General features: G+C 57.1%; 19 protein-coding genes and 1 pseudogene. 12 read left to right on the forward strand and 8 right to left on the reverse strand.

Annotation, left to right across the window (positions count from 1 at the left end):
• The first annotated feature begins 1 nt into the window (after position 1).
• Both IG616_RS19080 and IG616_RS19085 read left to right on the forward strand, forming a co-directional pair.
• Complete coding sequence (locus IG616_RS19080; RefSeq protein WP_192149859.1) at positions 2 to 1,039, forward strand: HlyD family secretion protein; 1,038 nt, start codon at positions 2 to 4, stop codon at positions 1,037 to 1,039.
• Positions 1,040 to 1,075: 36 nt separating this feature from the next.
• Positions 1,076 to 1,420, forward strand: coding sequence for an Hpt domain-containing protein (locus tag IG616_RS19085; RefSeq protein WP_192149861.1), 345 nt, complete (start codon positions 1,076 to 1,078; stop codon positions 1,418 to 1,420).
• Between the two features lie 55 nt (positions 1,421 to 1,475).
• Here IG616_RS19085 and IG616_RS19090 read toward each other — a convergent pair whose 3' ends face one another.
• Positions 1,476 to 1,862: a response regulator gene (locus IG616_RS19090; RefSeq protein WP_209007761.1), complete on the reverse strand. Its 387-nt coding sequence runs from the start codon at positions 1,860 to 1,862 to the stop codon at positions 1,476 to 1,478.
• Positions 1,863 to 2,142: 280 nt separating this feature from the next.
• Between IG616_RS19090 and IG616_RS19095 the strand changes: the two are divergent.
• Positions 2,143 to 2,857, forward strand: a pseudogene (locus IG616_RS19095) (IS6 family transposase).
• A 202-nt stretch (positions 2,858 to 3,059) separates the two neighbouring features.
• Here the strand turns inward: IG616_RS19095 and IG616_RS19100 are convergent.
• From IG616_RS19100 to IG616_RS19125, 6 genes are all read right to left on the reverse strand, one after another.
• Positions 3,060 to 4,508, reverse strand: coding sequence for a sulfatase-like hydrolase/transferase (locus IG616_RS19100; RefSeq protein ID WP_192149868.1), 1,449 nt, complete (start codon positions 4,506 to 4,508; stop codon positions 3,060 to 3,062).
• A gap of 22 nt (positions 4,509 to 4,530) precedes the next feature.
• Entirely contained in the window at positions 4,531 to 6,171 is a 1,641-nt protein-coding gene (locus IG616_RS19105; protein WP_209007763.1) for an ABC transporter ATP-binding protein, read from the reverse strand.
• A gap of 58 nt (positions 6,172 to 6,229) precedes the next feature.
• The gene (locus IG616_RS19110; protein WP_192149872.1) at positions 6,230 to 7,048 is read right to left on the reverse strand and encodes an ABC transporter permease; all 819 of its coding nucleotides are present in this window, start codon (positions 7,046 to 7,048) and stop codon (positions 6,230 to 6,232) included.
• An 8-nt stretch (positions 7,049 to 7,056) separates the two neighbouring features.
• On the reverse strand, positions 7,057 to 8,013 hold the full coding sequence (locus IG616_RS19115) for an ABC transporter permease (RefSeq protein ID WP_192149875.1): 957 nt from the start codon (positions 8,011 to 8,013) through the stop codon (positions 7,057 to 7,059).
• Positions 8,014 to 8,071: 58 nt separating this feature from the next.
• Positions 8,072 to 9,625, reverse strand: a complete 1,554-nt coding sequence (locus tag IG616_RS19120) for an ABC transporter substrate-binding protein (protein WP_192149877.1) — start codon at positions 9,623 to 9,625, stop codon at positions 8,072 to 8,074.
• A gap of 144 nt (positions 9,626 to 9,769) precedes the next feature.
• The gene (locus tag IG616_RS19125; RefSeq protein WP_246476316.1) at positions 9,770 to 10,510 is read right to left on the reverse strand and encodes a class II aldolase/adducin family protein; all 741 of its coding nucleotides are present in this window, start codon (positions 10,508 to 10,510) and stop codon (positions 9,770 to 9,772) included.
• A 399-nt stretch (positions 10,511 to 10,909) separates the two neighbouring features.
• On the opposite strand from IG616_RS19125, the gene IG616_RS19130 reads away from it, so the two are divergent.
• The 9 genes from IG616_RS19130 to IG616_RS19170 all read left to right on the forward strand — a co-directional run bounded on the left by IG616_RS19130 (position 10,910) and on the right by IG616_RS19170 (position 20,403).
• Positions 10,910 to 12,184 (forward strand): flavin-containing monooxygenase, encoded by a 1,275-nt coding sequence (locus IG616_RS19130; RefSeq protein ID WP_192149902.1) that lies wholly within the window; start codon positions 10,910 to 10,912, stop codon positions 12,182 to 12,184.
• A gap of 44 nt (positions 12,185 to 12,228) precedes the next feature.
• Positions 12,229 to 12,642 (forward strand): RidA family protein, encoded by a 414-nt coding sequence (locus IG616_RS19135; protein WP_192149880.1) that lies wholly within the window; start codon positions 12,229 to 12,231, stop codon positions 12,640 to 12,642.
• A gap of 31 nt (positions 12,643 to 12,673) precedes the next feature.
• On the forward strand, positions 12,674 to 13,351 hold the full coding sequence (locus IG616_RS19140; protein WP_192149882.1) for a DUF1028 domain-containing protein: 678 nt from the start codon (positions 12,674 to 12,676) through the stop codon (positions 13,349 to 13,351).
• A gap of 109 nt (positions 13,352 to 13,460) precedes the next feature.
• Positions 13,461 to 14,390: a LysR substrate-binding domain-containing protein gene (locus tag IG616_RS19145; protein WP_192149884.1), complete on the forward strand. Its 930-nt coding sequence runs from the start codon at positions 13,461 to 13,463 to the stop codon at positions 14,388 to 14,390.
• Positions 14,391 to 14,419: 29 nt separating this feature from the next.
• On the forward strand, positions 14,420 to 15,523 hold the full coding sequence (gene argE / locus IG616_RS19150) for an acetylornithine deacetylase (protein WP_246476317.1): 1,104 nt from the start codon (positions 14,420 to 14,422) through the stop codon (positions 15,521 to 15,523).
• A 152-nt stretch (positions 15,524 to 15,675) separates the two neighbouring features.
• The gene (locus IG616_RS19155; protein WP_192149886.1) at positions 15,676 to 16,806 is read left to right on the forward strand and encodes an aromatic ring-hydroxylating oxygenase subunit alpha; all 1,131 of its coding nucleotides are present in this window, start codon (positions 15,676 to 15,678) and stop codon (positions 16,804 to 16,806) included.
• A gap of 159 nt (positions 16,807 to 16,965) precedes the next feature.
• Positions 16,966 to 17,604 (forward strand): GDSL-type esterase/lipase family protein, encoded by a 639-nt coding sequence (locus IG616_RS19160; protein WP_192149888.1) that lies wholly within the window; start codon positions 16,966 to 16,968, stop codon positions 17,602 to 17,604.
• Positions 17,605 to 17,954: 350 nt separating this feature from the next.
• On the forward strand, positions 17,955 to 19,187 hold the full coding sequence (locus IG616_RS19165; RefSeq protein ID WP_192149890.1) for an NAD(P)/FAD-dependent oxidoreductase: 1,233 nt from the start codon (positions 17,955 to 17,957) through the stop codon (positions 19,185 to 19,187).
• Positions 19,188 to 19,270: 83 nt separating this feature from the next.
• Positions 19,271 to 20,403, forward strand: a protein-coding gene (locus IG616_RS19170; RefSeq protein WP_192149892.1) for an IS3 family transposase whose coding sequence is annotated in 2 segments (ribosomal slippage) — positions 19,271 to 19,532 and positions 19,532 to 20,403 — 1,134 coding nt in all. Because the reading frame shifts where the segments join, the coding sequence is not laid out codon by codon here.
• Here the strand turns inward: IG616_RS19170 and IG616_RS19175 are convergent.
• Positions 20,369 to 20,959, reverse strand: a complete 591-nt coding sequence (locus IG616_RS19175) for a type II toxin-antitoxin system HipA family toxin (RefSeq protein ID WP_343072400.1) — start codon at positions 20,957 to 20,959, stop codon at positions 20,369 to 20,371. The two genes, IG616_RS19170 and IG616_RS19175, sit on opposite strands and share 35 nt — an antisense overlap.
• Positions 20,960 to 21,324 lie beyond the last annotated feature (365 nt).

Raw genomic sequence — 21,324 nt, forward strand, 5'->3', positions numbered from 1 at the left:
CGTGAATGACCGTAGGAAGCAAACCAGAGGCAACAGCCGGTGGGTTTACTTTGTCCTCCTGATGGTGCTTGCGGTTGCGGTCCTCAACTACGTCGCTGGAGACTATGTTATCTTCAGGGCGGATGGTGTCGTGGTGCAGAACCGCGTGGATGTTGAGGCAGAGTATGCCGGGCGCCTGGACAAGGTCTTCGTGCGGATCGGACAGCGCGTTGAAGAGGGCGAACCCCTTGTGGTCTACACCTCGATCGAAATTGCCGACCGTCTTGCGGAGCTTCGCCTGCGGCTTGCGGAACTGAGGCAGCGCGATATCGAGAAGAAAGAGGAAATCGAGGTTGCCGGAAACCTGCTGCCGATCGCAGAAGAGAGGGCGTCACACGCCGAGGCTCTCCGGGCATCTTATGAACAGCTCAGTGATAAAGGATTGGCCGCTGCGGACCGGATGCTCGATATTTTGACAGAGAGCAATGCTGCGCAGGAACTTCTTATCCGGTTGAAAGCACGCATTGCCAGCGAGCAAACGGCGGTTGAGGCCTTGAAGCCTGCACTTGAAAGCGCGCAGCTCGCCCTGGAACGGCTTGGCCAGCACTATGGAGACGGCGTGATCCGGGCACCTGTGCCGGGCATTGCTGGCAGCGGGTTGCCCGCGCAAGGGGAGGTGTTTCTCACCGGTGAGCGCATGCTCTCGATTTATACCGGTGATCGCTATGTGCTCGCCTATTTGCCGTCCCGGCACCTGTTTCCCGTTGAGGTCGGCGAGGCTGTTGTTGTCGACACGGGTCAGGTTTTGATCGAAGGTTCCATTGAAGAGATCCTGCTGGTTTCCGACAAGTTGCCGGAGGAGTTCCAGAACACATTCAAGCCTGTGGAGCGGTCCCAGTTGGCAAGAATTGTCATTCGCGACCCTGAAGGTGTCTCGACCAACACGAAAGTTCAGGTTTTCCGCCGGAATGAAACGGTTCGTGGACTGTCTGAACAGGTTTCGGCTTTGCTGACAGGTCTAACCGATAAGGCAAAGAGCCTGTTTGGCGGAGATAGCTGACATGCGTGCTTGCTCGCCCGGTGCAAGGAGGGGAAAATGAGCTCAAGTGCGCTCGACATGCTGATTGCCCGCCATTGCGAGACTCTCAAGGAGATGCTGTCCGAGTTCACCGCGCTTTACCGGCAAGGTCCGGTCAGTGGGCCGCCAGATTTGCAGGCCATGGAGGTCTTGCACAAACTGAAGGGCAGCAGCGGATCCATTGGCTTCCGGGATGTCAACCTGGCTGCAACGGAACTTGAGGCCCTGCTGAAGGCATCTGCTGACGGCCATGAGGCAGGCGGGCCCCATTGGGAGGAGGCCGGAAAACGTCTCGCCGCTTTAGAGACACTTGTCAGGGACATCCGGCCGGAACAATCGTCTCTGTTCGGGCGTCAGATTTAGCCCGCAATCCGTTTTCTGAAGAGAATAGACCACGCCGCGCGTGTCAGCTTCAGACTCATTCCTCGCTTTCCAGCGTTTCGAAAAGCTGGGCAATCTGGCTTGGCAGGCTGATCGGATCAAAGGGTTTGGGGATCACGGCCGACCGGCTGAACTGGTTCAGTTCCGTAATTTCCTCAGCTTTGGCTTTAGCGGTGATAAAGATGGCTGGTATCGAAGATGCTTCCTCCCTCGCCCGGATCGCCATCAAAGCTTCAGGCCCGCTCATTTCAGGCATCATGACGTCCAGGAGCAGCAGATTGGGCTTATACTCGCACGCGGCAAGGGCTGCCTGCTTTCCATTTTCGCAGGCCATCACGTCATAGCCACCCAACTCGCGAAGTGTGAGGCACACAATCTCGCGAATATCCGGCTCATCATCTGCATAAAGAATTTTCGTTAACACGGCCAAATTTTCTCCCTCGAGATCTGGCTCTTTCTCACTATAGCTTCAAAATATGAATCACAAAATTATTTCAGAATTTCTACCTGAACTTGGCAGAATACGCTCTTATGTACGCGTCGCTTTAAATGCTGTTTGACAAGTAATTAACAGCGATCACTGGTAATTCCGGCAGTTGTAAGAATTGCATTTTTACGCAAACCAGAAGAATAGGTGTTGAAGAGTTTTTGATGGGGTTGTCTGGGTAATGTCACGTTGTTGATAGCTTAACTGTCGCTGGTTAATCGGGTGCGATGAACAGATCGGCCGTCAGCTACAAGAACCATCGTTTTCCACCGCAGATTATCGCCCAAGCCGTGTGGCTGTATTTCCGGTTTCCCCTTAGCTTGCGGCTGGTCGAGGAAATGCTGTTGGAGCGCGGCATCGTCGTGTCCTATGAAACGATCCGGCGCTGGGGCCGCAAATTCGGTGCGGCTTATGCAAAGCAGCAACGTAGAAAACGCCCTTCGCGAAAGGATATCTGGCATCTGGACGAGGTGGTGATCACCATCGGCGGCCGGAAGCACTGGCTTTGGCGAGCGGTCGATCAGGACGGATACGTTCTCGACGAAATCGTTCAGGCGCGCCGCAATACAAAAGCTGCCAAGCGATTACTGGTCCGGCTGCTGAAGAAGCAAGGCCTCGCGCCGAAGCGGATCATCACCGACAAGCTGCGCTCATATGGAGCAGCAAGGCGGGACGTGATGCCAACTGTTGAACATCGATCGCACAAAGGCCTGAACAATCGCGCGGAAAATTCGCATCTGCCTGTGCGAAAACGAGAGCGGGTGATGCAAGGTTTTCGATCCGCCGGCGGATTGCAACGTTTCATCTCGATCTTTTCGGCGATCAAAAATCACTTCGTCCCACCACACCAGAAGCACTCCGCCCTTGCCATTCAACTTTATCGTATCCGCGCAATGGCGCAGTGGAAAGCTGCGGCCCGCGCAGTATCTTGATTTCAACCGCAAACCCTTCACCTGGCTTCAGCCAAACAACGTGACATCACCCTCACTTGCGATAGAACTGCATGCGTCTGCTGGAGCGCTCTGAGATCGAACCGGTGGCCCCGTATTGGTAAATCAATCCGGCTTGATGGGAAGATCGACAATTGCCAAGCGGCATTGAGAATGGCTTTCAGCTACCGGCCGTCCACGAAGCTTAAGATGCGGCGGTGGCAGGAGGTGGGGTGGCTGTCGCCGAGCCGATCGCAAGGGCTGCATCGCGGCCGCCATAGCCGGCAACGAGTGCGCTTTGATCGGCAAAGGCCTGTGCGTCGACCGCTGCGGGATCGCAGATGTCGCAAAGCGCCTTGTACATGATCGCAAATTCGCCCGCGAAGGCCGGATTCTCCGCAAGGTTTGTCGTCTCCTCCGGATCAGAGTCCAGATTGAAGAGTTCTGGCGTAAAGCCGTGATAATGAATGAGTTTCCATGGGCCCTTACGCACCATGAAGCAGCCGGAAACGGCGCCCACAGCATGATATTCACTGAACACTACCCGTTCGACATCGTCCTGTTCGGCTGCGATGTCATACAGCGAACGACCCGGACGGTCGCCCTCGAGTTTTGCTCCGAAGTGATCGAGAATTGTCTCGGAAACATCAACGAGGCTGACCGGCGTCTGGCAAAGCTTCGACGTGGCCGTTGGCGGAACGAGAAGCATCGGCACGGAAACCGATTCCTCGTACATGTTGGCCTTTCCCCAAAGCCCACGTGCACCGACATTGTCGCCATGATCGGACGTGTAGATCAACGTGGTATTCTGCGAGAAACCGTTGGCATCGAGCGCAGCGACGATCTTGCCGATGTTGTAATCCAGCCAACTGCACAGCGCATAATAGACGCGGCGTGCAAGCTGGCGCTCGTCTTCGTCACGCATCGCCTCGTCGCCACCGAAGCAGGCAGCCTGCTTGGCCACCCACGGATGCTGAACATAGCCATCACGGGGAGCGAGCTTGATCGGCGGCAGTGAGCCTTCGGGATAAAAATCGAGGAATTCCCGCGGTACGATCAGGGGGAAATGTGGTGCAACCAGTCCTACATAGAGGCACCAGGGATCATGCAGGCCAAGGGAGGCCGTGTCGCTCAGCCATTGCTCGGTACGCTGCACGACCGACGTATCATACTGGATATACGGGCTGTCGCCGGGACCGATATAGTCGCCAAGCATCCGCTCGCTCTTGACCACGCGCTCCTCCTCGCGCCTGATCGATCCCCAGACCATGCCGTGACCGCCGGCTATATGCATGGGAATATGCTCGACATCGAAACCCGCCGGATCTTCGTCGGAACGGTAATGCAGCTTGCCGATCGATTCGACCCTTACGCCGATATCCTGAAGCGCGTGCCCCCAGCCACGCGGCGAACCGGTATAGGGCATTGCATTATCCCATAACCGGTTCTTGTGCACATATTGCCCGGATGCGAAGGAAGCGCGCGCCGGTACGCAGATAGGGCATGGCGTATAGGCATGAGCAAAGCGGACCCCGCGACGGGCCAGTGCATCCAGGTTCGGCGTATGTACGGTCACGTCGGATTGAACGACCCCCAGGGCAGCCGACGTATGTTCGTCCGACATAATGATCAGCAGATTGCCTGTCTGTGTCACTTTCGGTGCCCTCCTTTTTCTCTTAGCCGTCAGCCGCTGGCTGCAGATGAGCGCCTGGAACCGAAATGTCGGGCCGCACGCGCTTGATCCAGTCCGCATCAAGCTCCGGCGTCGCATCCACGAGTGATTTTGTGTAAGGCTCGGTTGGGGCGTCGAGCACCTCGTGAACCGGCCCCTTGTTCACGATCCGGCCATGCCGCATGACCACAACCGTATCGGCAATCTCGCGCACCGTTGCAACGTCATGGGTAATGAAGATGATTCCGAGCCCGAATTCTTGTTTCAGCTTTTTGATCGTACGCAGCACCTCCGCCGCCACCAGCTGATCGAGCGCTGATGTGACTTCATCGCAGATCAGGAGATCGGGACTCGCGGCAAGCGCTCGCGCGATGGCAACACGTTGCTTTTCTCCGCCTGAGAGCTGGTCGGGATAGCGATTGGCATAGGCCGCCGGCAGTTCGAGGCTGGCAAGCAGTTCGCTAACCCGTGCAGCCCGTGCCTTACCCTTCAGGCCGTGAAAGAACTGGAGGGGACGACCGATAATCTTGCCGACGGTATGAGCCCGGTTCAGCGATAGATCGGGAAGCTGATGGACAAGCTGAATCCTGCGCAAGGTGTCCTTATCGCGCATCTCCACGCTCGGCAGGAGTTCCTGCAGGTCAAACACCATCGTGCTGAGCGTGGGCGGCAGAAGCCCGCAGATCGACCGTGCAAGGGTGGATTTTCCGGAACCGCTTTCACCGACAATCGCGACAGTCTCGCGTCGGCGGACATGCAGGGTGATATCGTCCAGCACCTTCACGCCGCCGCCATAGCTTGCGCTCAGCCCGTCAATAGTGAGAAGGGCGCGCTCTGCCATGTCGGGGCCCGAAACCTCGATATCGCCACTGTCGAAACCGTGCAGCAATTGCTGCGTATAGGCCATTTTCGGAGCGGCAAGGATCTCGCGTGTTGGTGCCATTTCCACCACATTGCCGTGACGCATCACCATGATCCGGTCAACGATCTGGGCGACCAGGGCAAGGTCATGCGTAATATAAAGCCCGGCTGTGTTGGTCCGGGCAAGCGCGCGCTTGATGCAGGCGAGAACGTCGAGCTGCGTCGTCACATCGAGTGCCGTGGTAGGTTCGTCGAAGATCAGCAGATCCGGATCTGTCGCCATCGCCATGGCAATCATAGCCCGCTGCAATTGCCCGCCTGACAACTGATGCGGGTATCGATGCCCGATCCTGTCCGGATCCGGCAAGCCAAGTTCGCGGTAAAGTGTCGCTGCCTTGCGATCGATGTCGGCACGGCGCATGCTCGACTTCAACAGCAGCACCTCGGCAAACTGCTGGCCGATAGTATGCGCCGGATTGAAGTAGCTCGCTGCCGACTGCGCAACATAGGCGACTTTCATGCCCCGCATTTTCTCAAGTGTCGCAACAGAGGCCGATGTCATCTCGACGCCGTTGACGTGAACGGTGCCACCCGAGAAGCGACCGCCCGGACGCACATAGCCGAGCGCTGCCATTCCAATCGTGGATTTTCCCGCGCCGCTTTCGCCGATCACGCCCAGCATTTCGCCGCGTTCAAGCTCCAGCGACACGCCATGAAGGATTTCAGTCCAGGCCTTGTCCTTTTCGACTTCGATGCGGAGATTTTCGATTTTGAGAAGTGGCATCTTGTCCATTCATTTCACTCGCAGGCGGAATTCGAGATCATCAATCGCCATCAGCCGATCACCGGTTATGCCGAGCCAGGAATTCAACGAAGAAATTCGTCGCGATCGCCAGAGACGAAATGACGAAAGCAGGGAAGAACGGCGCTAAAACCCCGAAACTAATCGCCGATGCGTTTTCGCGTACCATCGAGCCGAGGTCTGCTGCCGGCGGCTGAATCCCCAGACCCAAGAAGCTCAGGGCTGCGATGAACAGGAAAATGTAGCAGAACCGCAGGCCGAATTCGGTAATGATTGGCATGCGCACGTTCGGCAAAATTTCATGGATCATCAGCCACGGCAGACGCTCCCCGCGTAGACGAGCCGACTCGAAATACTCCATCGCCGTGGCGTTCATCGCCACGAGGCGTGCAAGCCTGTAGACCCTCGCTCCGTCCACCACCGCAATGATTGCGATCAGAACCCCGGTCGAAGGGCCGACTGCTGCAATCACCAGCAGAGTCGTAATCAGGGTCGGGATCGCAATGATCAGATCAACGATACGCGACAGCACCATATCGACCCTGCCCCGCGCGATGGCCGCCCAGAAGCCCATGGACATACCGAGCGCAAAAGCCGCAAAAGCCGCAGACAGCGCAATGATCATGGTGTTTCTCGTGCCATAGAGCAGACGGGAGAGAAGATCGCGACCGAGCTGGTCAGTTCCCAGCAGATTGCCGCTGTGCTCCGATGTCTGTTGCCAGAAGGCGCCGGCCCACATCGAACCGACTATGTCATTGGGAGAAAACGGAGCGACGATCCCGGCCGCCAAGGATGCAAGAAGCCAGAGCCCGACGAGGGCGAGGAGAACCCAGCCGAAGGATTTGAAAATGATGGCCATGGATTTTTTCATCTTGGAAACCGCAAACGTGGGTTGAAGGCGATCGCCACGACATCTGCGACGGTGTTGAGAAAGAGGTAGAGCCCCGCAAAGATCAAGCCTCCCGCCTGGACGACCGGCAGGTCGCGCTGGGTTACACTGTCGATGAGAAGCTGGCCGAGGCCTGGATAGACGAAAATCACCTCGACGACGACCACGCCGACAATCAGATATGCCAGGTTCACCACGATAACATTGATAATAGGCGCGATGGCATTGGGCAGAGCATGTCGCAAGATACGCACCCTGAGCGGCACGCCCTTGAGTTCTGCCATCGCCATATAGGGCTGGTCCAGGACATCGATGATCGCAGCTCTGATCATGCGCATCATATGCGCCACCACTGCAAAGGCCAATGTGACCGACGGCAGGACCAATATCCTGACATGATCAAGAAAGGTGCTGTCGGGACTGAACGTCGAAATGGGCGGAAACAAGGGCCATTGCAGCGCGAACAGGGCTACCAGCACATAAGCGACGAAAAATTCCGGCATCGAAATGGCGCCGAGCGTCACCAGGCTGGCGATCCGGTCGAAGGCCGTTCCTTGCCGCAGAGCGGCTCCGATACCCAGAAAAAGCGCAATCGGAACGGAAATGAGCGAGGCCATGCCAGCAAGAGCGAGTGTGTTTTCAAGACGGAAGGAAATCGCCTTGGTAACAGGTTCGTGGGTGGTAATGGAGGTGCCGAGGTCGCCATGAAGAACGCCCCACACCCATAACCCGAAGCGGACGACCGAAGGCTGATCAAGCCCCATTTTAATCCGGAAGGCTTCAAGCGCTTCGGATGAGGCCGCATTTCCAAGAACGGCGCGCGCGACGTCTCCTGGAAGAAGATCAACTGCGAAGAAGATCGCCGCAGAGATGACCGCGAGCATGACAATGCCTGCGATAAAGCGAACGAGAATTGTTCTGGCAAGGACCGACAAGTTTTTACTTTCCTATGCGGGTTAACGCGGCCTAAGCCGCGTTAACCGTCGTCTTGTATTAGACGAACCACCAACGTTCGGCCGCACGGAAACCGTCCAGGTCCCAGTTGTTGCCGAGATCACCATGGCCGATCTTCTTGCTCGTCGCGTCAACGAAGTTGGCAAAGGCGAAGATGTTGGACGTGCCGCGGGAATAGATGATTTCCTGCATGTCGAAATACATCTGACGGCGCTTGTCCTCGTCGACTTCCTTGCGGGCAGCAACGACGAGCTGGTCGAGCTGCTCGTCCTTCATGCCCGTCTCGTTCCAACCTGCCTCTGCGGCGCTGGTGGTATAGGCCCCGCCGATCGTCAGATCTTCCGTAGGCCGTCCCGACCAACGCGACGCGCAAAGCGGAACCTTCGTCCAGACCCGGTCCCAATAACCGTCGTCAGGCACGCGCTTTACATTGATATCGATGCCGGCCTCGGCCGCGTGTTGCTTGTAGAGAACAGCGGCATCGACAGCACCTGAGAACGGCACTTCGGACACTTCGAGGTCAATGGCAAAATTGGCGAGACCGGCTTTTTTGAGAAGCGACTTGGCCTTATCCGGATCGTATTCGCGCTGCGGGAGGTCCGGATTGAAATAGCCATAGGCCGACGAGATAGGCTGGTCGTTGCCGACCGTTCCATAGCCGTTCAAAATACGCTTCACCATATCCTCGCGGTTGATCGCGTACTGCATGGCTTTGGCCGCATCAGGATTGTTGAACGGCGCCATGGTCTGCATCATCGGGAACACATAATGCGCCTTGGAAGGCAAAGACAGGATCTCGATGGAGTCGTTGCGCTTAAGCAGCTCAACGGTTTTCAGGTTCACCTGGTTATAGGCGTCGATCTGCCCCCCGATCAGGGCAGACGTACGTGCCGACGGATCGGCGATGGCAATGAGTTCGACGCTGTCGAAATGCCCGCGCCCTTCCTTCCAGTAGCTCTGGTTCTTCGTGAACTTCGCCGAAACGCCCGACTGCCAGTGCTCCAGCTTGTAGGGACCCGTGCCATTGCCATCCATCGGATCGACCGTGCCGTCAGCGACGATGGCGGCTGCCGGGATGGTGAGAAGGGCGGGAAAATTGACGTTGCCCTGTTTGAGAACAATCGTAACCTCCAGCGGGCCGGTCACGGTGATGCTGTCGACATCCTTCAGGAATGGCTTGAGCGCAGAGGTGGATTTTTCCGCAAGGTGCCGTTTGATCGTATAGACGACATCTTCCGCAGAGAAAGCCTTGCCGTTGTGGAAGGTGACGCCATCACGGAGTTTGAACACCCAGGTCTGGGCATCCGGGGAGCTTTCCCAGGATGTCGCAAGCTCGGGAATGAGCTTGCCGCCCGGCGCGACCTCGATGAGGCAATTGCGGACGATGTACTGAGCGATGTTGTAGAATTTGGTATCATTGGACGTCGTGTCCAACGTGTCGGTGGTCTTGAAATCGCCAATGCCGACGCGGAAATGACCGCCAGACTTGGGTTCGTTGGCGCGCCCAACCTGAGGGTTCAGAATTAGGGCCGCGCTGGCGACGCCGACCCCGGCCAGGAAGCGGCGACGATCGATTGAGCCGTTGAAGATCAAAGTTATGTTCCCTTCTGATTTGGTTTGGGATGCCCTTTTCGGGCTTTTGTTTTTTGGAGCTCCCCTTCACGGGGCGTCTCTTGGAAGCAGTTGGGAGGTCCCGCCTTTGACGAACCGCCCATTTCGAGCGCGCTCGCCCGGCGTTTAGTCCCGATAGTCTGGGCATTCCTTGTCGAGGATCAGCTTCATTTCCTCGAAATGCTGAATGCAGAAATCCGGAATGGATTCCCAATCCTGCGCGGTTTGTTCGGCAGCTTCGTGCGACAACAGCTTCAACGGACGGCCCGTCGACATTGCCGCGATCACGATCTTGGAAGCGCGATCGAAGGTATAGATGTCATCCCAGGCTTCGCCGATTGTCGGGGCAGTAATCATGACCCCGTGGTTGCCCATCAGCATCCGGCTCCTGTTACCCATCAGACCGGCCAGGCGCGCACCCTCTTCCTCCGAATTGGCCATGCCGCCGTAGTGGAGGTCGACCGCAACGCGATTATAGTAGCGGGCCGAATTCTGATCGATCGCGGGCATTTCCGGCGGATCCAGGCTTGCGAGCGCAGTCGTCATGATAGGATGCAGATGCATGATGACACGTGCCGACGGGCAGAGGCTATGGACCTGTCCGTGGATGATCCGAGCCGTTGTATCGAGATCCTGACGTTCGCGTGTCGCCTCAGGATCGTTCATGTCGACGAGAATGAGGTCAGAGGCTTTGACGCGTGAGAAATGAACCCATTTCGGGTTGATCAGAAAACGCTTTCCGTCGGCAGAGAGCGCGATCGAATAATGGTTCGCAACGGCTTCATGCATGTCTGCGCGCACGGTCATTCGCAGTGCGGCAGCGAGGTCTATTCTTGCCTGATTTTCGTCGACAACATATTTGTCCAAGACAGCTTCCTTTTCGATCTTCGCCCGCCCGGACCCGGGTAAATTCGGGCTGACGGATACGTCCGGGATTGGGAACATCCCTTTTTAATGCGGCCGCAGTGCGAAATAGCGCGGATGTATTTCTGTGAGCGCGCCTGGAGCTAACCCCTGACAAACCCTGGAAAGACAGGAAAAAGTGAGATGCCGCGCTGCAAAAAGTAAATAACAAAAAACAGAGTTAGGGCTTAGCCACAACCTAACGACCATGTGCGCGGCTGCCGGGGGACGGTTAGGTCTCTCCTAATCAGTGCTATCGGATTTGCTATTTTTGTTTGTTCAGCAATGCCCATAGCCTTCCAGTAACGCATGGCCGACCTGGAAGCGGCTCATGCACGATTGAGAAAATGGGATAAGTTACTTATGGCTTTGGAAAGAGTTGATACCGTCGTAATTGGCGCCGGTCAGGCAGGCATCGCCGTGAGCGAACACCTGAGCAAGAACCGCACCGCCCATGTCGTGCTGGAGCGCGGCCGGATCGCCGAGAGCTGGAGAACCGCTCGCTGGGATTCTCTCGTTGCAAACGGTCCAGCCTGGCATGATCGTTTTCCAAACCTCGAATTCGAAGGCAATCAGGACAGTTTCATCTCCAAGGATGCCGTCGCGGACTATTTCACCGCCTATGCCGAGAAGTTCAATGCCCCTGTTCGCAGCGGCGTGGAGGTGCAGTCAGTGGTTCGCAAGGATCGCGAACGGGGCTTCCTGGTGTCCACGGACAAGGGGCCATTCGAGGCGCTGAACGTCATTGTCGCGACCGGGGCTTTCCACAAGCCCTCTATCCCGCCCATCATTGCGGAAACTGCCGGTCTGCTGCAAATGCATTCGTCGGAATACCGCAACCCAGCTCATCTGCAGGAGGGCAATATCCTGGTGGTCGGCGCGGGATCATCCGGTGTCCAGATCGCCGATGAACTCGCTCGCAGCGGCCGCAAGGTTTACCTCTCCGTCGGTCCGCATGATCGACCGCCTCGTACCTATCGCGGTCGCGACTTCGTATGGTGGCTCGGTGTCCTGGGTAAATGGAATGCACAAGCTCAGGCGCCCGGCGCAGAACATGTCACCATAGCCGTGAGTGGCGCGCGGAACGGTGAAACTATCGACTTCCGCAAGCTCGCAGAGCTCGGCATGACACTGGTTGGCCGGACCGAAAGCTTTGAGAACGGTACGCTCCGCTTCGCGGATGATGTGGGCCGCAACATCGCGCGTGGCGACGAGAACTATTTATCGCTTCTCGACGAGGCGGACGCCTATATCGAGCGAAACGGCCTGGACCTTCCCGAGGAACCTCAGGCGCGAGTCTTCGGCCCAACGCCGGACTGCATCACACATCCTATCCACGACCTCAATCTCAAAGAAGCTGGGATCACAACGATCATCTGGGCAACCGGATTCCGCGTGGACTACAGCTGGGTCAAGCTCAATATTTTCGACGAGAACGGTCGACCGATCCATCAGCGTGGTGTGTCACGGGAGCCGGGGATGTATTTTCTCGGCCTGCCCTGGCTGTCCGGGCGCGGTTCCAGCTTCATCTGGGGTGTTTGGCATGACGCAAAATATGTCGCGGATCATATTCTGATTCAGCAACAATATCGCGACTACAAAACCACGACGGAACGGTTGCGAGCCGCAGCTGAATAACACGGTTTTTGAGAGCTCCAGGCCGCGCGCTGAAGGGACATGAGATGGCACATACACGCATTAGAAAATTCAATACGAAGGACACCTATCCGGAGCAGAAGCTTGACAACGATTTGTGTCAGGCCGTGGTCGCAAGAGGGAGAACTGTCTTTTTGCGCGGCCAGTGCCCCCAAGACCTCGACACGGCTGAAAACATCTCCAGCCACGATCCGGTCGAACAGACCCACAAGGTCATGCAGAATATCCGCCAGCTTATCGAGGAAGCTGGCGGCTCGATGGAGCATCTGTGCAAGGTCGTCGTTTACCTGACGGATGTGCGCCACCGCGAGGCGGTTTACCGCACGATGGGCGAATACATCAAAGGCGTTCATCCTGTGTCGACCGGCGTGGTCGTCACCTGCCTTGCGCGCCCGGAATGGCTTGTCGAGATCGACGGTACCGCCGTCATCCCCGATTGAACCGGAATAGCAAGGGAGTGGGAGGCCGGACATGACCTTTTCCATCGTTGCCCGCTGTGGCGAAACCGGACAGTTCGGTGTCGCCATCTCCTCGTCGTCGCCTGCCGTCGCGGCTCGCTGCGTCTTCGCACAAGCCGGGATCGGCGCGGTGTCAACGCAGAATGTCACCAATCCGGCGCTTGGGCCTCGAATGCTTGCCGAGATGAAAAACGGCGGGAACGCCGAACAGGCCGTGTCGGCGGCCCGCGATGCGGATGGTTTTCCAGACTATCGGCAGCTTCTTGCGATTGACGCAAATGGCCGCACCGCAATCCATTCGGGACCTAAAGCACTGGGTATTTGGACCAGCGCAAACGGCACGGATTGCGTTGCCGCGGGCAACCTTCTGGCTAATGATCAGGTCCCCGCTGCCATGGTGGCTGCCTTTGAAAAGACCGGTGGTGTGCTTGCAGATCGGCTCGTCGCGGCCATGCAGGCAGGCTTGGCCTCGGGCGGTGAAGCTGGTCCGGTGCACTCCGCCGGGCTTCTGGTTGTCGATCGGCAAAGTTGGCCCTATGTCGAGCTACGTATTGACTGGCTGGACGGGGATTGTCCGATTGCAGCACTTGGCCGCGCCTGGGAAGTCTACAGTCCCCAGGCAGACGCCTATGTCACACGCGCCCAGAACCCAACTGACGCCCCCTCCTACGGTGTTCCTGGTGACGAATGAAGGATGAAGCGCGGGAGCGGCACATCTATAGCGTGCTTGTCCGACTGCAAAAGCGTTTGTAAAAATAGAACTTGCAAGGTTTCAGCTTTTTAAAGGACAGAGAACCGGCGTGCCCCTTCGTATCACGTTCAGACAGCTGGAGTATTTCGTCGCTGTCTGCGATTGTGGTTCGATTGCCCATGCGGCGCAGAAGATAAATGTTTCCTCCCCCTCCATTTCTGCGGCGATCGCACAACTTGAAGCCGAGTTCGGCCTCAAGTTGTTTGTCCGCCGTCATGCGCAGGGCCTTTCCCTTTCCCAAACCGGTCAACTGTTCCTCATCGCTGCGCGCGAGACACTGGAGAAGGCCAATGCGCTTAATCAATTGGCGGCCAATGTCGCCGGTACAGTACGCGGCAATCTCAGAGTGGGTTGCCTTCTGACATTTGCCCAGATCGTCCTGCCACGTCTGCGCCGCAGTTTTGTCGATCGGTTTCCCGAGGTCGAGTTCAGCCAGTTCGAGCGGGACCAGTCAGAGCTTTTCAATGAATTACGCGCAGCCAAGCTTGATGTGGCTCTCACCTACGATCTCAACATTCCGGCGGATTTCAACTTCGTATCCCTGGTGCGACTGCCGCCATTTGCGCTGTTTAGCGAGGGTCATCCGCTTGCGGAGCGTCAGTATGTCTCGCCGATGGACCTTGCCAGCTATCCAATGGTTCTGCTCGATCTGCCGATGAGCGCCGATTACTTCCTGTCGATTTTCTCCTCGCTCGGTATCCGTCCGGAAATCGTCGAGCGAACACGGGACATGGCAGTGATGCGCTCGCTCGTTGCAAATAATTTCGGATATTCAGTCGCTAATATCCGGCCTTTGTCCAACCTTGCGCCCGATGGCAACAAGCTCTGTTTTGTACCCCTGTCGGGGCCGGTTCGTCCGCTCAATATGGGTCTTCTCATGTCGCAGGGCTCGGAGAATTCCCGCACCATCTCGACTTTCATCGATCACGCGAAAAGCTTCATCCTTCAGGGCGACACCTTTGATCTCGTCGGCAGCTGAAACGCGTTTGCTTCCATTAAGAAATGACAATGTCCCATATGCCGAGAATAAAGCCGCTGCTCGAAAAGCTCGTCGCCTTTCCGACAATCGCGGGCACATCGAATCTTGAACTGATCGACTGGGTCAAAAGCCGGCTTGTCGAGTCCGGGTTCGCAGTCACGGTCGTACCCTCCAGGGATCGGATAAAAGCCGGGCTCCTCGCGCGGTTCGGGGATGGCACCGGCGGCACGATGTTTTCCGCTCACACCGATGTAGTTTCCGCCGAGGGGCAGATCTGGACCACAGATCCGTTCTCGCTTGTCGAGCGCGCGGACCATTATATCGGTCGCGGGACAACCGATATGAAGGGTTTCATCGCCTGCGTTCTGGCTCTCGCTGAAACCTTTCGCGAGACACCGCCTGCAGGGCCGGTCACGATCTGCCTCAGCTGGGACGAGGAACTGGGATGCCGCGGCATTCCGGAAATGATCGATTGTGTTCTTCCGGTGCTGGGCCGGCCGGACCTCTGCATTGTTGGCGAACCAACCTTGATGCGCCCCGTGCTCGGGCACAAAGGCAAAGCCAGCTATCGCGCTGAATTCCAAGGCACGCCCGGTCACTCTGCGATGGCCCCCTATTTTACCAATGCTTTGCACGGTGCTGCGGAATTCGTTCTGGCGTTGCGCAGCCTTCAGGAGGCGTTGGCGCGCGAGGGTATACAGGACGCAACTTTCGATCCGCCTTTTTCCACTGTCCATGCTGGTATTGCCCGCGGCGGCGTCGCGCTCAACATCGTGCCGAGCCACGCTGAAGTGTTGTTTGAAATCCGCCACCTTGCCGACGAAGCGCCGGATGACATCCTGTCGCGCCTCGATCTCCCAAAAGGTATGAGCGTAAGCTGTACGGGGCAATATCCAGGGCTATCGGGCAACGCAGACGAGCCTATGATTGCACGTTTTTCAAAGGCCCTGCCCGACAAGACGCCCTCGACAGTGGCCTTTGGCACGGAGGCCGGATATTTTGCTCAACTTGGCATCCCGACCATCGTCTGCGGCCCCGGCACGATGAAAGATGGCCACCAGCCCGATGAAGCGATCGCCATCGAGCAGCTTGATCGCTACTACACCCTGATCCGCGACTGGATTGCCAACTGACGGCTTCGCATTTCCTTAATTGGAACTAAGTCATTTCTTTCTTTCTAAGGCTCGATCCCCACGCCATCTTGGCTTCAGCGTATCTTGGGCAGGACCGCATTCAAGGCTGCAGGCGCAGGTCTGACGTCGACGGTCGCGAAAAGGAGATTTGAATGACGAAGCATGTGAACCCGACGACCGAGCTTGCCGAAAATGTGGCCACGCCCTTCGAGAACGCTCAGGCCATGCCGGTGTCGGCTTATACGAGCGAGGACTTTCTGGCGCTCGAACAGTCCGAGATCTTCGCCAAGAGCTGGCTTTGCGCCGGCCGCGCCGACTCCTTGAAGGAGCCTGGCGACTACGTCACGATCGAGATTTCCGGCGAACCGATCATCGTTCTTCGCGACAGGCAGGGCGAGTTGCGCGCGCTCTCGAATGTATGCCGTCACCGCATGTCGGTCCTTCTTGAAGGGCGCGGTAATGTCCGCACCATCACCTGTCCCTATCACGCCTGGACCTATTCGCTCGATGGCAGCCTTCGTGGCGCACCGGCAATGGAGAAAAATGGCAGCTTCTGCAAGCAGGATACAAAGCTGCCCGCCATTCGCTGCGAAGAATGGCAAGGCTGGATCATGGTCACACTCGATGCTGACCTGCCGTCTGTCGCAGAAACCCTTTCTGACGTCGATGGGCTGGTCGGCTACCTCAACATGGGCGACTATGTCGAAACCTTCCGCGAGGAACACCGCTGGGACACCAACTGGAAAATCCTCGCCGAGAATTTCATGGAGAGTTATCATCTGCCGATGTGTCACTCTGGCACTATCGGAGGCGCAACCAAGCTTCAGGACATGGTCTGCCCGGAAGGCTTCGCGAGCTTCAATTACCATCACATCCTGAAGGATGACTCCGTGCCGCTCGCCCTGGCGCATCCCTCGAACACCGTGCTCGAAGGCGATCAGCGTCGGCGTACCTGGCTGCTTGCAATCTACCCCTCGCTGATGATCACTCTGACGCCTGGCTACTTCTGGTATCTTTCGCTCCTGCCCGATGGTCCGGGCGGTGTAAAGATCCTCTACGGCGGCGGCCTGTCTCCTGAGTTCATGAATGATCCAAAGGCGGAAGAGCACTTCGGGGCACTGAAGAAACTGCTCGATCACGTCAATGACGAAGACCGGGGCTGTACAGAGCGCGTTTGGAAAGGTCTTCAGAGCAAATTTGCAAAACCGGGCCCCTTGTCTCACCTCGAGCGACCGAATTACGAGTTCGCGACCTGGATTTCGAAGATGGTTTCGGCAAAGTAGGTCGGGCACCGCAATCCGCCTTTCGGCGGATTGCATCCTTCCGATTGTCGCCACAACCGCGATGACGATCACGACAGCAACCGTCAGTCGCAGCAAGACCACAAGAATCATCAGAGCTAACGGCGACGCTGTTCGTCCGACAAACAAGGCCTGTCTTCCATGCCTCAAATAGACATGTTCCCCCCACCAACTGAGGTCGGATCGACCCTCTATGGAGACGACGTCGAAGCCATCATTCGACGCATTGTCCGCCAAGGACGACCGGAAGATGCCATCGCATTTTATGGCTCCTCTTCGTTTCTTCACTGGACCAGATTATGCGAAGATCTTGGAACGACGCGGGTCGTCAATCTTGGCTTTGGTGGCGGCACATATGCGACGGCTCTTCATTATTTTGACCGCCTCCTCGTGCCACTCAAGCCCGCACGGATCGTGCTGTATTTTGGCGAGAACGACATCTCGAACGATGGTCTGACAGCCGAGTCAACCTACGCCCGTTTCAAGATGCTGATCGCCCGAATTACCGCGAGCCTTGGCAAAATTCCGGTTTTCTGCCTCTCTACCAAGCAAAGTCCGGGCAAGTGGATTTACGCAGGGGAAGTAAGTGATCTGAACCAACGGATTGCAGCGGCCTGCGAGACAATTGACCACCTGCACTTCGTTGACGTTGGTTCTGCCCTGATCGGTGAGAACGGCAAACCGATGAGCAGGTATTTTATTGCTGACAAGGTTCATATCAACGATGGTGGTTATGCAATGTGGGCCCGCATCCTAAAAAGTACGCCTGGCCTACTCTAGGCGGGCTCTTTGCTCCGGCTCTCATCCCTTAAATGGCATACACACCGGGCATACGGCCAATTAGCCCGCGCCGAACTGACGATATCAGAATTGCTTCTTTTTCCTCGTCATTCGCCCGCTTTAGATTCCCAGCGCAAAACAATGGAAACGGCAGTTGCGTCAGTCCGCTGCAAACATGCTTTCAACCCTTGCCTGAGCTAAGCGCCGAGGGCTTAGAAACAGTGCGAGCATCGGCTCCATGTGTTTGGCGGCAACTTCAGACGCCTACCGGCGACCACGCTTCGAAGGGAAAGGTCGAGAGGGGGCTTTCACGATTCTCCCTCTCCCGCCTACAAAAGGATAGATAAAGAATGGCTTTGGATCACGTCATCATCATTGGGGCCGGTCAGGGTGGCTTCCAGGCTGCGGCGAGCCTTCGTCAAGAAGGCTATCAGGGCCGCATCACCATGATCGGCGAAGAGCCGGGATTACCCTACCAACGGCCTCCCCTTTCCAAGGCGTATATGAAAGACGCCGATCCGGAGCGGCTGCGGCTTCGTCCGGCAATCTTCTTCGAACAGAACCAGATCGGCGTGATTGCTGGAATGAGAGTCGACAGGATCGACCGGCACAACCGGACGATCAAGACCGCGGCAGGTGAAACCCTGCAATACGATCATCTCATTTTGGCGACCGGGACACGAAACGCCGTGCCCCCCGTCAGTGGCATCGAGAATGATCGTGTGCTCGGTCTGCGAACGATGGCAGACGCTGATCGATTGAGTGCCGCGATGGAAGATGCAAAGCGCATCATTATCATCGGTGGCGGCTTCATCGGACTTGAATTTGCGGCAGTCGCGCGGACCGCAGGCCGCGAGGTCGTGGTTCTTGAGGCAGCAAATCGTCTGATGGAGCGCGCGGTCAGCCCGGAAATGTCGGAGCACTTTCACAAAATCCATGAAACGCGCGGAACCGATATCCGAATGGGTCAGCCAGTCGTCGAAGTGACAAGCGATCCGCGGACAAAGATTTGCTGCGCGAGGCTCGGGGACGGGGAGCATTTTGAAGGTGACTTCATATTGCTGGCCGCCGGTGTTCGGCCGAACCAGGAACTGGCCGAGGCTGCCGGCCTCCAAACGGAAAACGGAATTGTCGTGGACAATTTCCTTGTGTCTTCCGATCCACTGATTTCCGCACTGGGCGATTGCGCCGCGTTTCCCGATCCAGCGACGGGCGCCCGCATCAGACTGGAATCGGTACAGGCAGCGTCCGACCACGCCAAGATGATCGCGAAGAGGCTGACGGGGAAACAGGTTCGTTACGATGCAATCCCGTGGTTCTGGAGCGACCAGTTCGAGGTAAAGCTACAGATTGCCGGCCTTGCTCCAGCCGATAGCCGAAACGTTGCGAAGTCGGATGACGAGGGCCGTTTTCGGGTCTACCGGTTCGCAGAGGATCGGCTCGTCTGTGTCGAGACGGCAGACGCAGCCAAGGAGCATATGGCGGCGCGAAAGCTGTTGGCATCCTCGTCACCGATCTCCTTGCAGCAATTGCAGGAACACGACTTTCAGCTTGTCGCACTGATGGGCCACGTGAAAAAGTAGCTTAAGCTCTTGATGAGTGAAGTGGTCCCGGAAATCCGGGCAGGTTGCTAAGGTGTATCCCATTGATCCGAAGGGATACGAGAATGGCGAAACGCCGGAATTTTCCGGACACGTTCAAGGCGAAGGCCGCGCTTGAGGCTTTGCGCGGTGACAAGACGATCCTGGAGATCGCAGCCAAGTATCAGGTCCATCCGAACCAGGTGAGCCCATGGAAACGTCAGGCTGTCGAAGGCATGGCGGCTGTGTTCGCCCGCGGAGGCAAATCCGAGGGACCGACGGAAGCGGAGGTCAAGGAATTGCACGCCAAGATTGGGAGGCTGACCGTCGAGAACGATTTCTTAGCGCAAGGGCTCAAGAAGTGAGCCTGGCTAAGAAGAAGGCGATGATCCGCCGGGACCATCCGGATTTGAGCGTCAGCCAGCAGTGCAAATTGGTGAAGCTGAGCCGGTCAGCGTTTTATTACGTGCCTGCCGGGATCAGCGCGGCTACTCTGAACTTGATGAAGGCCATCGACAGGGCCTTCACCAAATATCCGTTCTTCGGAAGCCGGCAGATCGTTTCTTATCTGCGCCGGGACGGTATCGTTGCCGGCCACCATCGGGTTCGCCGCCTGATGGCGAAGATGGGGCTGGAGGCAATCTACAAACGGCCGGGAACCAGCCAGCCGCATCCGCAGCACAAGGTTTATCCCTATCTGCTGCGGGGCATGACGATCGGGCGGCCGAACCAGGTCTGGTGTTCGAACATCACCTTCATCCCCGTAACGAACGGTTTTCTGTATCTGGTCGCGATTATGGATTGGGCGACGCAGAAAGTCCTGAGCTGGCGGCTGTCGAATACGATGCACGCCGGCTTCTGCATCGAGGCGTTGAAAGAGGCGATCGACCGGTTCGGGCCGCCTGAGATCATGAATACGGACCAGGGATCGCAGTTCACCTCCATCGACTTCACGGCGGTGCTGAAGAACGCGGAGATTGCCATCTCGATGGACGGCAAGGGCGCGTGGCGGGACAATGTCTTCGTCGAGCGGCTTTGGCGGTCTATCAAATACGAGGAAGTGTATCTCCACGCTTACAAGACCGTGTCCGAGGCCCGCGCTGGCATCGGCCGCTATCTGACCTTTTACAACACACGACGCCCACATTCATCCCTTGACCGGCAGACGCCGGATCAGGCCTACTTCAACGCGCTGACGCCGATGATGGCGGCGGCATAATCCAGGCGGAAATCCACTTAGCAAAACGCCCCGAACTGTTCAGACAAACCGTGCCACCTCTGTCTGGGCGGGGCAGATACCAGTTGACCGGGGGGGCAGCAAAAAACGCACCAAAACTGCCGCATTCTTGCATTTTACTGCCAAGCGACAATTGATGGGCATTTCCAATCCTTTGTGTTGTCGCGTCATCAACGCCGGCGTTCTCCGCATATTGCGGCCAGTTCGAAACAGCCTCGCCGACATTGGAAATGAATGTCTTTGCTTTGGCTGGCTTGATCGATGCGGTTTCCGCGAAGGCCAGCAGGTCGTCCATAGCGAAGCCGTCGCGTTTCCCGTTCAGGCTCATCTGATGTTGACCGGTCCAGTCGTCACTTGGATTGTAGGAGTAGTTCATGTCGAAAGCTGGCGACAGCGGCCACTCCCCGGCTCGGTCCATGAGGAAGGCGATGTTTTTGACATGGTCGTCCTGGTTTCTGGCGATGACATTGAAGACTGTCCGGAGAAGCTGCTGCTCAAGCGCGGGCGCGCCGAGCCCAAGTTCGCGGATAGTCAGGATGGCCTGCTCGTAGGAGTAGCCGCGCGGATCGTTAAAGTCTTAGTGCTGCAAGGCACAAAGCGATTGCATGTGGAGCTTGTGTGTCACTCCGATTCTCATCGACGGGTCTGTCAAAGCGCCGCGTCATGAAATGACTGCGTCCACCTTCATGTCATGCGCATACAGCTTCCCACACCGCCATGGCCTGACGCCAATGATTTCGATTTCGTGCTGCAGAACGGTCGGTAGGAAGCCTTGCGTACCCCTCCGGTGAAGGCCGTCTTGCCGACTTAGGCTGAAGACTGCCAGTCCTAGTGATAGCACTAGGAGTAGTCATATGACCAAGCAGCATATCGAGGTGATCACGTCGGTGGAGCGACGCCGGC

The sequence above is a fragment of the Roseibium litorale genome (assembly GCF_014842915.1).
GTDB lineage: Bacteria > Pseudomonadota > Alphaproteobacteria > Rhizobiales > Stappiaceae > Roseibium > Roseibium litorale.